At 69.5% G+C, this 11,701-nt stretch carries 12 protein-coding genes; 10 read left to right on the forward strand and 2 right to left on the reverse strand.

The annotated features are described in order from the left end of the window. Positions 1–12: 12 nt before the first annotated feature. From MA876_RS02960 to MA876_RS03005, 10 genes are read left to right on the forward strand one after another with little or no spacing between them, the layout of a single operon-like run. Positions 13–741, forward strand: a complete 729-nt coding sequence (locus tag MA876_RS02960) for an enoyl-CoA hydratase/isomerase family protein (protein WP_248145941.1) — start codon at positions 13–15, stop codon at positions 739–741. After that, a complete protein-coding gene (locus MA876_RS02965; protein WP_248145942.1) occupies positions 738–1,589 on the forward strand; it encodes a 3-hydroxyacyl-CoA dehydrogenase family protein in 852 nt (283 codons plus the stop codon). The genes MA876_RS02960 and MA876_RS02965 overlap by 4 nt, the downstream gene beginning before the upstream one ends. Further along, positions 1,586–3,589: a phenylacetic acid degradation bifunctional protein PaaZ gene (paaZ, locus tag MA876_RS02970; protein ID WP_248145943.1), complete on the forward strand. Its 2,004-nt coding sequence runs from the start codon at positions 1,586–1,588 to the stop codon at positions 3,587–3,589. Before MA876_RS02965 ends, paaZ begins: the two co-directional genes overlap by 4 nt. Then, positions 3,586–4,008, forward strand: a complete 423-nt coding sequence (gene paaI, locus MA876_RS02975) for a hydroxyphenylacetyl-CoA thioesterase PaaI (RefSeq protein WP_372491476.1) — start codon at positions 3,586–3,588, stop codon at positions 4,006–4,008. The genes paaZ and paaI overlap by 4 nt, the downstream gene beginning before the upstream one ends. Before the next feature lie 33 nt (positions 4,009–4,041). Further along, positions 4,042–4,980: a 1,2-phenylacetyl-CoA epoxidase subunit PaaA gene (gene paaA, locus MA876_RS02980; RefSeq protein WP_248145944.1), complete on the forward strand. Its 939-nt coding sequence runs from the start codon at positions 4,042–4,044 to the stop codon at positions 4,978–4,980. Further along, positions 4,977–5,282 carry a 1,2-phenylacetyl-CoA epoxidase subunit PaaB gene (paaB, locus tag MA876_RS02985; protein WP_248145946.1) on the forward strand — a complete coding sequence of 102 codons (306 nt, stop codon included), beginning with the start codon at positions 4,977–4,979 and terminating at the stop codon, positions 5,280–5,282. The genes paaA and paaB overlap by 4 nt, the downstream gene beginning before the upstream one ends. Further along, positions 5,279–6,118 (forward strand): 1,2-phenylacetyl-CoA epoxidase subunit PaaC, encoded by an 840-nt coding sequence (paaC, locus tag MA876_RS02990; RefSeq protein ID WP_248145948.1) that lies wholly within the window; start codon positions 5,279–5,281, stop codon positions 6,116–6,118. Before paaB ends, paaC begins: the two co-directional genes overlap by 4 nt. Continuing rightward, positions 6,112–6,591 (forward strand): 1,2-phenylacetyl-CoA epoxidase subunit PaaD, encoded by a 480-nt coding sequence (gene paaD / locus MA876_RS02995; protein WP_248145950.1) that lies wholly within the window; start codon positions 6,112–6,114, stop codon positions 6,589–6,591. Before paaC ends, paaD begins: the two co-directional genes overlap by 7 nt. After that, positions 6,591–7,691: a 1,2-phenylacetyl-CoA epoxidase subunit PaaE gene (gene paaE / locus MA876_RS03000; RefSeq protein ID WP_248145952.1), complete on the forward strand. Its 1,101-nt coding sequence runs from the start codon at positions 6,591–6,593 to the stop codon at positions 7,689–7,691. Before paaD ends, paaE begins: the two co-directional genes overlap by 1 nt. Before the next feature lie 8 nt (positions 7,692–7,699). Next, entirely contained in the window at positions 7,700–8,470 is a 771-nt protein-coding gene (locus MA876_RS03005) for an enoyl-CoA hydratase/isomerase family protein (protein ID WP_248145954.1), read from the forward strand. Here MA876_RS03005 and MA876_RS03010 read toward each other — a convergent pair. Both MA876_RS03010 and MA876_RS03015 read right to left on the reverse strand, forming a co-directional pair. Further along, positions 8,457–8,960, reverse strand: a complete 504-nt coding sequence (locus MA876_RS03010; protein ID WP_248145957.1) for an amino-acid N-acetyltransferase — start codon at positions 8,958–8,960, stop codon at positions 8,457–8,459. The two genes, MA876_RS03005 and MA876_RS03010, sit on opposite strands and share 14 nt — an antisense overlap. Before the next feature lie 183 nt (positions 8,961–9,143). After that, complete coding sequence (locus MA876_RS03015) at positions 9,144–11,660, reverse strand: ATP-dependent Clp protease ATP-binding subunit (protein WP_248145959.1); 2,517 nt, start codon at positions 11,658–11,660, stop codon at positions 9,144–9,146. Between the last annotated feature and the right edge of the window lie 41 nt (positions 11,661–11,701).

The following is an 11,701-nucleotide window of genomic DNA, read 5'->3' on the forward strand; positions in this document are numbered from 1 at the left end:
GGAGGGTGCCGCGTGATCGTCGAACGCGCAGGCGATCGCGTCGTCGCGACCCTCGATCGCCCCGAGCGACGCAACGCGATCGACCAGGCGATGATCGACGAACTCCATGCGCTGTGCGCCGAGCTCGAAGCCGGACCGCGCATCCTGATCCTGGCGGGATCCGGAGGCGTCTTCGCGTCGGGTGCCGACATCGCCGAGCTGCGTGACCGCACGGCGGAGGATGCCCGCCGCGGCATCAACGCGACCGCGTTCATCCGCGTGAACGAACTGCCGATGCCGGTCATCGCGGCGCTCGACGGCTACGCGCTCGGAGGCGGCGCCGAACTCGCGTTGGCGGCAGACCTGCGCGTCGCGACGCCGCGGCTGCGCTTCGGCAATCCCGAGACGGGCCTGGGCATCATGCCCGCCGCGGGCGCGACGTGGCGGCTGCGCGAGATCGTCGGTGAAGCACGGGCGAGCGAGCTGCTGCTGACCGGACGCATCCTCGATGCCGACGAGGCGCTCGCGTGGGGGATCGTCGCGTCCCTCCACGAGCCCGACGGCCTCCTCGACGCGGCGCACACGCTCGCCGACCGGATCGCCGCGAACGACCCCCTCGCGACGATGCACACGAAGCGCGCGCTGCGCGCGCCCCGCGACCGGCATCCGGAGATCGAGCTCGAGCTGCAGGCCGAGCTGTTCGAACGCCCCGAGAAGCACCGCCGCATGACGGCGTTCCTCGAGAAGCGAGCAGCCCGATGACCGCGCCTCAGCGCGTCGGCGTCCTCGGCGGCGGTCGCATGGGCGCCGGCATCGCGCACGCGTTCCTGCTCGCGGGGTCGCGCGTGCACGTCGTCGAGCGCGACGAGACGGCGATGGATGCCGCGGCCGCCCGCATCCGCGACGCCGTGCGTCACTCGATCGAGCGGGGAACGACCACCGCCTCCGCGCCCGACCTTCTCGCGGCGCTGTCGACAGGCGTCGACCTCGCCGCCTTCGCCGAGGCCGACCTCGTGATCGAGGCGGTGCCCGAGGAACGGGCGCTCAAGGCGGAGGCGCTCGCGCGCGCCGAAGCCGCGATGGATGCGGCATCCATCCTCGCCTCCAACACGTCCTCGATCTCGATCGACGACCTCGCCGCAGGCCTTCAGCGGCCCGATCGCTTCATCGGGATGCACTTCTTCAACCCCGTTCCGGCGTCGTCGCTCGTCGAGATCGTGGCGGGTGCAGCCACCGGGGTCGCAGAGATCGCGCGCGAGTGGGTCACCGCCCTCGGCAAGACGCCGATCGTGGTGCGCGACTCGCCCGGCTTCGCGTCGAGCAGGCTCGGTATCGCGCTCGGGCTCGAGGCGATCCGCATGCTGGACGAAGGCGTCGCATCCGCCGAGGACATCGACGCCGCGATGGTGCTCGGCTACCGGCATCCCACAGGGCCGCTCCGCACGACCGACATCGTCGGGCTCGACGTGCGACTCGGGATCGCCGAAGAGCTCCTCGCGCAGCTCGGCCCGCGCTTCGCACCGCCCGATCTGCTGCGACGAATGGTCGCCGACGGACGCCTCGGCCGCAAGAGCGGCTCGGGATTCTACGAATGGGAGAACGACTCGTGAGCGAGATCCTGCCGAGCTATCTCGAGGGCCGTTGGTGGACGCCTGCCGACACAGCCGGTGCGACGGAAGTGCGGGATGCCTCGACCGGCGATCTCGTGACGCTCGTGAGCACCTCGGGCATCGACCTCGCCGGCGCCCTCGCGTACGCCCGTGACGTCGGCCAGCGCAGCCTCGGCGCGCTCACCTTCCATCAGCGGGCCGTGCTCCTCAAGCAGTTCGCCGTCGCACTGACGGAGCGCAAGGACGAGCTCTACGCCCTCTCGGCGCGCACGGGCGCGACGAAGCAGGACTCGTGGGTCGACATCGACGGCGGCATCGGCGTGCTGTTCTCGTACTCGGGCAAGGGCCGGCGCGAACTGCCGAACGCGAAGGTCTACATCGACGGCCCGGTCGAGCCCCTCTCCCAGGACGGGTCGTTCCTCGGCCGGCACATCTACACGCGGCTGCCCGGCGTCGCGATGCAGATCAACGCCTTCAACTTCCCCGTGTGGGGCTCGCTCGAGAAGTTCGCCCCCGCCTTCCTCGCCGGTGTGCCGACGATCGTCAAGCCCGCGACGCCGACGGCGTATCTCGCCGAAGCGTTCGTGCGGATCCTGGTCGAGTCCGGACTCCTTCCCGAGGGGTCGCTCCAGCTCGTGAGCGGCAGTCTCCCGGGAGTCTTCGATCACCTCGCGCTCGGCGACCTCGTCGGCTTCACGGGCAGTGCCGCGACCGCCGAGAAGCTCCGCGCCCGAGCAGCCGACGGCGTGCGCTTCACGAGCGAGACCGACTCGATCAACGCCTCGGTCCTGGGCCCGGATGCGACACCGGGCACGCCGGAGTTCGACGCCTATGTGCGCCAGCTCGTCGCCGAGATGACGACGAAAGCGGGGCAGAAGTGCACCGCGATCCGTCGGGCGCTCGTGCCCGCGGCATCCGTCGACGCCGTCATCGACGCGGTACGAGCGCGCATCGACGAGCGCGTCGTCGTGGGCGATCCGCGCACGGACGGCGTGACGATGGGGCCTCTCGCCTCGACCGCGCAGCGGGACGAGGTGCTGCGGCAGGTCGCCCGGCTCGAAGCGGCGGGCGGCGAGATCGTCGTGGGATCCACCGCCGGGGAGGGAGCGTTCGTCGCCCCGATCCTGCTGCGATTCCGGGATGCCGCGGCCCCCGCCGTCCACGAGGTCGAGGCCTTCGGCCCCGTCGCCTCGGTGCTCCCCTACGACACGGTCGCCGAGGCCGCGGGGCTCGTCGCGCGCGGTGGCGGCTCGCTGGTTACGAGCATCGCGACGCACGACCCCGAGGTCGCCGTCGAGCTCACGACGCGCATCTCGGCGTTCAACGGTCGCGTCCTGCTGCTCGACCGCGACGACGCCCGCTCGTCGACGGGGCACGGCTCGCCGCTGCCCAATCTCGTGCACGGCGGCCCCGGTCGCGCGGGCGGCGGCGAGGAGCTCGGCGGCATCCGCGCCGTGCTCCACCACATGCAGCGCACCGCCGTGCAGGGCTCCCCCGAGATGCTGACGGCCCTCACGGGGATCTGGCACGCGGGAGCCGCCGCGCGCCAGGGGCGGCATCCGTTCCGCAAGTCGCTCGCCGAGCTGCGGGTCGGAGATCAGGTCGCGTCGGCGTCGCGCGAAGTGACGCTCGACGACATCGAGACCTTCGCGCACTTCACGGGCGACACGTTCTACGCGCACATGGACGAGGAGTCCGCCGCCGCGAACCCGTTCTTCCCTGGGCGCGTCGCGCACGGCTACCTCCTCGTCTCGTGGGCGGCCGGCCTGTTCGTGGATCCCGAGCCAGGTCCCGTGCTGGCCAACTACGGCCTCGAGAACCTGCGCTTCCTCACGCCGGTGTCGCCGGGCGACGAGATCCGCGTCGATCTCACGGCGAAGCAGATCACGCCGCGCGAGACCGACGAGTACGGCGAAGTGCGATGGGATGCCGTCATCCGCAATCAGGACGACGAGACGGTCGCGACCTACGACGTGCTCACCCTGGTGTCGAAGTCGTGAGCGTCGATCCCGCCGAGTGGTTCGCCGGTCAGCGGCGGATGCTGCGCGCCGACCGCGCATCGGCGGCGCTCGGCATGGTGGTCGGGCTCGATGAGCCCGATCACTCGATCGTGTCGATGCCCGTGCGCGACGACATGACCAACGGGTTCGGCCTGACCCATGGCGGCATCGTCTTCTCGCTCGCCGACACGGCGTTCGCGATGGCGTGCAACGACGGCGATCAGATCACCGTCGCCGCCGGCGCCGACATCGCGTTCCTCGCGCCGACGCGCGCGGGCCAGACGCTCACGGCCGAGGCCCGCCTGCGGGCGGGACGCGGACGCTCGCGCCTGTACGACGTCACGGTGACCGACGAGGCGGGAACGGTCGTCGCGGAGTTCCGTGGCCGCTCCGTCACGACGAGCGCTACAATTACCTAACGATCGTTCTGTTATTCGACGAAGGAGTCGATGATGACCACCGACGCAGAGGCTCGATTCGACGAGCTCATCGCGGCGGACTCGCGCATCGAGCCGCGGGACTGGATGCCCGACGCCTACCGCAAGACGCTGATCCGGCAGATCTCGCAGCATGCGCACTCCGAGATCATCGGCATGCAGCCCGAGGGCAACTGGATCACGCGCGCGCCGAGCCTCAAGCGCAAGGCCATCCTCATGGCGAAGGTGCAGGACGAAGCCGGGCACGGACTCTATCTCTACTCGGCAGCCCAGACGCTCGGCATCACGCGCGACGAGATGACCGAGCAGCTCATCACCGGCAGGGCCAAGTACTCGTCGATCTTCAACTACCCGGCTCCGACCTGGGCCGACATGGGAGCGATCGGCTGGCTCGTCGACGGCGCGGCGATCTGCAACCAGGTGCCGCTGTGTCGCGCGTCCTATGGTCCGTACGGGCGCGCGATGGTGCGCATCTGCAAAGAGGAGTCGTTCCATCAGCGTCAGGGTTTCGAGATCCTGCTGACGCTCATGCAGGGCACGCCCGCACAGCGCGAGATGGCTCAGGATGCGGTGAACCGCTGGTACTGGCCGAGCCTCATGATGTTCGGGCCGCCCGACGACCAGTCGCCGAACTCGGCGCAGTCCACGGCGTGGAAGATCAAGCGGTTCTCGAACGACGAGCTGCGACAGAGATTCCTCGGGATGCTGGTGCCCCAGGCCGAGATCCTCGGCATCACGCTGCCCGACGAGAACCTGCGCTGGAACGACGAGACCGGGCAGTACGACATGAGCGAGATCGACTGGACCGAGTTCTTCGAGGTGCTCGCCGGACGCGGGCCCATGAACACCGAGCGCGTGCGTGCGCGGCGCGAAGCCCACGAGAACGGCGAGTGGGTGCGCGAGGCCGCCGCGGCGTACGCCCGCAAACAGGCCGCGAAGGCCGTGGCGGCATGACGACGCCCGGCGCCCGGCCCGAAGAGCAGTGGCCCCTCTGGGAGGTCTTCGTACGCGCGAACCGGGGCCTCAGCCACGTCCACGTCGGGTCGCTGCACGCCCCCGATGCCGATCTCGCCGTGCGCAACGCGCGCGACCTCTACACCCGGCGCGGCGAAGGGATCTCGATCTGGGTCGTTCCGGCCGACGCCATCACGACGAGCGACCCGGACGCGAAGGGCGCGTACTTCGAGAGCCCGGCGGGCAAGAACTACCGCCATGCCGTGTACTACACGGCCTCCGAGGGGGTGCCCCACCTGTGACCGACCACGACGTCGTTTCGACAGACACCGATGTCCACGTGTCGGTGGATGCGCTCGAACTCGCCGACGAGTTCGTCGCGGGTGCGGATGCCGCAGCATCCCCCGACGTCGCCGAATACGCCCTCTGGCTCGGCGACGACGCCCTCATCCTGTCGCAGCAGCTGGGGTGGTGGATCGCCCGCGCGCCCGAGCTCGAAGAGGACGTCGCGCTCGGCAACATCGCGCTCGACCTGCTCGGCCATGCGCGCTCGCTCCTGAGGTACGCCGGCACCGCAGACGGCCGCACCGAGGATGACCTCGCCTACTTCCGTGACGAGCGGGACTTCCGCAGCGCGTGGATCGTCGAGCAGCCCAACGGCGACTTCGCGCAGACGATCGCGCGACAGCTCATCGTCTCGACGTACATGTTCGAGCTCTACTCGACCCTGCGTTCGTCAGCCGATCCGACGCTCGCGGCGATCGCCGACAAGTCGCTGAAAGAGGTCGACTACCACCGGGACCACGCCGTGCAGTGGACGCTGCGCCTCGCCGGCGGCACGGACGAATCACGGGACCGGATGCTGCGGGCCGTCGCCGCGATGTGGCCCTACGTCGACGAGCTCTTCCGCGACGAGTCGCTCTCGGACCGTCTCGACGGCATCGCCGCGCGGCCCTCGTCGCTGCGCGACGGCTTCGACGCCGTCATCGCGGCGGTCTCCGCGGAGGCCGAGATCATCGTGCCGGAGGGGTTCATCTCGGCCGGCGGCGGGCGCCGCGGCATCCACTTCTCCACCCTCGGCTACCTGCTCGCCGAGATGCAGGTGCTCGCGCGGCAGCATCCGGGCGCGACATGGTGACCCGGGCCGAGGCGTGGGCGATCGCGGCGACCGTGACCGACCCTGAAGTCCCCGTGCTCACGATCGAGGACCTCGGCGTGCTCCGCGACGTCACGGTCGACGGCGAGCGCGTGACCGTCACGCTCACCCCGACGTACAGCGGCTGCCCCGCGCTCGAGACGATGCGGGACGACGTCGTGCTCGCGCTGACGCACGCGGGCTATGAGCGGGTCGAGGTACGCACGACGCTGTCGCCCGCGTGGACGACGGACTGGATGACGGATGCCGGCAAGCGCAAGCTCACCGCGTACGGCATCGCCCCGCCGACCGGCCGCGCGGCCGCGGGGCCCATCCGCGTGCGCGTGAGCGTGCGGTGCCCGCGGTGCGGCTCGCTCGACACGGTGGAGGTCTCGCGCTTCGGGTCGACCTCGTGCAAGGCCCTCTTCGAGTGCCGCGCCTGCCTCGAGCCTTTCGACCACTTCAAGGTGCTGTGATGGCGACGGCCGTGCGCCGGCGGGCGCGCTTCCACGAGCTCGAGATCTCGGGCATCCGTCCCCTCACCGCCGACAGCATCGAGGTGACCTTCGCGGTGCCGCCCGAGCTGCACGGCGAGTACGACTACCTGCCTGGGCAGTACGTCGCGCTCCGCGCGCACGTCGACGGGCACGAGGTGCGCCGCAGCTACTCGATCTGCAGGCCTCCGTCGCCCGGTGCCATCAGCGTCGGCATCAAGCGCGACCTCGGCGGCCTGTTCTCGGTCTGGGCCCACGAGAACCTCGCCGTCGGCGACCGCATCGACGTCATGAGCCCCGAGGGCACGTTCACGTCGAACCTCCCCGATCTCGACGGAGCCCACCTCGCCGGCATCGCGGCGGGCTCGGGCATCACACCGATGATGTCGCTCGCGGCATCCGTCCTCGCGGCATCGCCCACCGCGCGCTTCACCCTCGTCTACACGAACCGCGCGACGCCCGACGTCATGTTCCTCGAAGACCTCGCCGACCTGAAGGACCGCTACCCCGCGCGGCTCGCGCTGCACCACGTCCTCTCGCGCGAGCAGCGGGCCGCGCCGCTGCTCTCAGGCCGCATCGACGGCGAGAAGCTCGACGCGATCCTCGACCGCCTGCTGCCACCGGCTTCGGTGACCGAGTGGTTCCTGTGCGGACCGTTCGACCTCGTCGCGCTGTGCCGCTCCGCTCTGGAGCGTCACGGCGTCGCGGCGAGCGACATCCGCTTCGAACTCTTCACGACGGATGCCGACGGCCCGCGCGTCGACCGCGGTCGTCCCGTGGAGGTGCGCGCGGGCGACGCGACGCGCACGATCGAGTTCACCCTCGACGGGCTGTCGTCGACGGTCGAGACCCCCGTCGCTGCCGACGAGGCGATCCTCGATGCCGCCCTGCGCGTGCGCGGAGACGTGCCGTTCGCGTGTGCGGGAGGCGTCTGCGGCACGTGCCGTGCCCGCGTGCTCGAAGGCTCCGTGCGCATGACCCAGAACTTCGCGCTCGAGCCCGACGAGCTCGAGCGCGGCTACGTGCTCACGTGCCAGTCCCACCCGACGACCGAGCGCGTCGTCGTCGACTACGACGTCTAGGAGCCCGCATGATCGACCTGACCATCGACGGTGCCGTCGCGCAGGTGTCGCTCAACGCCCCCGAGAAGCTCAACGCCCTCGACGAGACGGCGCTCGACGCGCTGTCAGCGGCGTACGCCGACGCCGAGGCCTCGGGCGCGCGGGCCCTCGTGATCACCGGGGAGGGGCGCGCGTTCTGCGCCGGACGCGACATCTCGGCCGTCGACCCGCGCGATGACGACGTCCTGGGCTACCTCGACGGACTCGTGACGCCGCTGCTGCGGCGGATGGCCGCCTTCCCCGCGCCGACGTTCGCGGCTGCGCAGGGCGCGTGTCTCGGGGTCGGCCTCGGCCTGCTCATCGCGACCGACGTCGTCTACGTCGCCGACTCGGCCAAGATCGGCTCGCCGTTCGCCGCGCTCGGCGCGACCCTCGACTCGGGTGGGCACTCGCTCTTCGCCGACCGACTCGGTATGCATCGCACCCTCGATCTGATCTACACGGGTCAGCTCATGTCGGGCGCCGAGGCCGTGGCATCCGGCCTCTTCTCCCGTGTCATCCCCGCCGACGAGCTGCGGCAGCAGACGATGGATGCCGCCACCCGCGCGGCTTCCGGACCCACCACCGCCTTCGTCGCGAGCAAGCGTCTGCTCGCTCGCCAGCGCGATGAGAAGCTCTCGCTCTGGCAGTCGATCGAGCTCGAGAACGCGGAGCAGACCGCGCTGTGCGACACCGACGACTATCGCGAGGGCTTCGCTGCGTTCCAGGAGAAGCGGAAGCCGACCTTCAGAGGCGCTTGAGCATGCGCGTGTTGCCGAGCGTGTTCGGCTTCACGTGCGCCAAGTCGAGGAACTCGGCGATGCCTTCGTCGGGGCTGCGCACGAGCTGCGAGTAGACGTCGGGGTCGACGACCTGCTCGCCGATGGGTGAGAACCCGCGGCGCTCGAAGAACTCGACCTCGAACGTGAGGCAGAAGAGGCGGCTGAGGCCGAGAGCACGCGCATTCGCCTCGAGACCCTCGACGACCGCGCGGCCGACCCCGTGATGGAGCCACTCGTCGGCGACGATGAGGGTGCGCACTTCGCCGAGGTCCTCCCACATGACGTGGAGGGCGCCGCACGCGATGAGGCGACCGCTCTCATCCTCAGCGACGAGGAACTGCTGCACCGCCTCGTACAGCACGACGAGGTCCTTGCCGAGCAGGATGCGCCGCTGCACGAAGGGCTCGAGGAGTTCCTGGATGCCGCGCACATCGGCGCTGCGCGCCGGCCGCACGATGTATCCGCTCACGGCTTCCAGCCTAGGCCCGCCCTCTCGCCCTCTTGCCGAACCCACACAGAATCACCGAACCCACACGATCTGCGCGCACGGAGTAAGTGGTTTCGCGCGGATCATGTGGGCTCGGCGAGCGCCCGGCTCGCTTGAAAGACGGAAGGGCGGATGCCGAAGCATCCGCCCTTCCGTCAACCAGAACTACGCGATCGCGATGTCGGGCGTCGCGGCGATCTCGCCGGCGACCGCTCCGATGGCGACCTTGTCGCCCCGCGGGCCGTTCTCGAAGACGAACTCGCCGTTCTCGACATCGACCTTGACATGGTCGCCCGCGTTGAGCTCGCCGTGCAGGATCTTCTCCGACAGGCGGTCCTCGACCTCGCGCTGCATCGCACGACGCAGCGGTCGCGCGCCGAGTGCGGGGTCGAACCCGATCTCGATGAGTCGCTCCTTGGCGGACTGCGAGAGCTCGATCGTCATGTCGCGGTCGAGCAGGCGGTCGCCGAGGCGCTTCGTGAACAGATCGACGATCTGCACGAGCTCGGGCTTGGACAGCTGCGGGAAGACGATGATGTCGTCGACGCGGTTGAGGAATTCGGGCTTGAAGTGCCGCTTGAGCTCTTCCTGCACCTTGCCCTTCATGCGGTCGTACGACGTCGCATTGTCACCCTCGACCTGGAACCCGACCGGACCGCCCGCGATGTCGCGCGCGCCGAGGTTGGTCGTCATGATGATGACGGTGTTCTTGAAGTCGACGACCCGGCCCTGACCGTCGGTCAGACGACCCTCTTCGAGGATCTGCAGGAGCGAGTTGAAGATGTCGGGGTGCGCCTTCTCGATCTCGTCGAAGAGCACGACAGAGAACGGCTTGCGGCGCACCTTCTCGGTGAGCTGGCCGCCCTCTTCGAATCCGACGAACCCGGGAGGGGCACCGAACAGACGCGAGACGGTGTGCTTCTCTCCGAACTCCGACATGTCGAGCGAGATGAGGGCTGCCTCGTCGTCGAACAGGAACTCGGCGAGCGCCTTGGCGAGCTCGGTCTTTCCGACACCGGTCGGGCCGGCGAAGATGAACGAGCCCGACGGACGCTTCGGATCCTTGAGGCCCGCACGCTGACGGCGGATCGTCTTGGACAGCGCGGCGATCGCCTCTTCCTGGCCGATGACGCGCTGGTGCAGCGCCTTCTCCATGAAGACGAGGCGGCTCGACTCCTCTTCCGTGAGCTTGAAGACCGGGATGCCGGTCGCCTGCGCGAGCACCTCGGCGATCAGGCCCTCGTCAACGACCGCGTGGGTCGCCACGTCGCCCGACTTCCACTGCTTCTCGAGGCGCAGGCGCTCGGCGAGGAGCGACTTCTCCTCGTCGCGCAGCGCAGCGGCCTTCTCGAAGTCCTGGTCTTCCGACGCCTGCTCCTTCTGACGGCGCACTTCGGCGATCTTCTCGTCGAACTCGCGCAGCTCGGGCGGGCTGGACAGGATCGACAGGCGCAGGCGGGCGCCGGCCTCATCGATCAGGTCGATCGCCTTGTCGGGCAGGAAGCGGTCCGAGATGTAGCGGTCGGCGAGGTTCGCCGCGGCCACGATCGCGCCGTCGGTGATCTGCACCTTGTGGTGCGCCTCGTAGCGGTCGCGCAGCCCCTTCAGGATGTTGATCGCGTGGGGCAGGCTCGGCTCGGCGACCTGGATCGGCTGGAAGCGGCGCTCGAGCGCGGCATCCTTCTCGAAGTGCTTGCGGTACTCGTCGAGCGTCGTGGCGCCGATCGTCTGGAGCTCGCCGCGCGCGAGGAGCGGCTTGAGGATGGATGCCGCGTCGATCGCGCCCTCGGCGGCACCCGCACCCACGAGGGTGTGGATCTCGTCGATGAAGACGATGATGTCGCCGCGCGTGCGGATCTCCTTCGTGACCTTCTTGAGGCGCTCCTCGAAGTCACCGCGGTAGCGGGAGCCGGCGATGAGCGAGCCGAGGTCGAGCGAGTAGACCTGCTTGTCCTTCAGCGTCTCGGGCACATCGTTCTTGACGATCGCCTGCGCGAGACCCTCGACGACGGCGGTCTTGCCGACGCCGGGCTCGCCGATGAGGACGGGGTTGTTCTTGGAGCGACGCGAGAGGATCTGCATGACCCGCTCGATCTCCTTCTCGCGACCGATCACGGGGTCGAGCTTGTTGTCGCGCGCGGCCTGCGTGAGGTTGCGGCCGAACTGGTCGAGCACCGCCGACCCGCCCTGCGCGGCCTGCTGCGACTCGTTCGCGGCACCGCTGACGGCGGCCGGCTCCTTGCCCTGGTAGCCGCTCAGCAATTGGATGACCTGCTGGCGCACCTTGTTGAGGTCGGCACCGAGCTTGACGAGCACCTGGGCGGCAACGCCCTCGCCCTCGCGGATGAGGCCGAGCAGGATGTGCTCCGTGCCGATGTAGTTGTGGCCGAGCTGCAGCGCTTCGCGCAGCGAGAGTTCGAGGACCTTCTTGGCGCGCGGAGTGAACGGGATGTGCCCCGTCGGCTGCTGCTGGCCCTGACCGATGATGTCCTGCACCTGCTCGCGCACGGCGTCGAGCGAGATGCCGAGGGACTCGAGCGCCTTGGCGGCGACTCCCTCGCCTTCGTGGATCAGACCGAGCAGGATGTGCTCCGTGCCGATGTAGTTGTGGTTGAGCATCTTCGCCTCTTCTTGGGCGAGGACGACGACGCGACGGGCACGATCCGTGAATCTCTCGAACATCATTCAAACCTCCGGCACAGGGGCCACGCGGCGCGATCTCA

The organism is Microbacterium aoyamense (assembly GCF_023155855.1).
Taxonomy (GTDB): Bacteria; Actinomycetota; Actinomycetes; order Actinomycetales; family Microbacteriaceae; genus Microbacterium; species Microbacterium aoyamense.

Coding starts and splice junctions, on each gene's coding strand:
- MA876_RS02965 (WP_248145942.1), top strand. CDS start 738: ATGACCGCGCCTCAGCGCGTCGGCGTCCTCGGCGGCGGTCGCATGGGC.
- paaA (WP_248145944.1), top strand. CDS start 4,042: ATGACCACCGACGCAGAGGCTCGATTCGACGAGCTCATCGCGGCGGAC.
- paaB (WP_248145946.1), top strand. CDS start 4,977: ATGACGACGCCCGGCGCCCGGCCCGAAGAGCAGTGGCCCCTCTGGGAG.
- paaD (WP_248145950.1), top strand. CDS start 6,112: ATGGTGACCCGGGCCGAGGCGTGGGCGATCGCGGCGACCGTGACCGAC.
- paaE (WP_248145952.1), top strand. CDS start 6,591: ATGGCGACGGCCGTGCGCCGGCGGGCGCGCTTCCACGAGCTCGAGATC.
- MA876_RS03005 (WP_248145954.1), top strand. CDS start 7,700: ATGATCGACCTGACCATCGACGGTGCCGTCGCGCAGGTGTCGCTCAAC.
- MA876_RS03015 (WP_248145959.1), bottom strand. CDS start 11,660: ATGTTCGAGAGATTCACGGATCGTGCCCGTCGCGTCGTCGTCCTCGCC.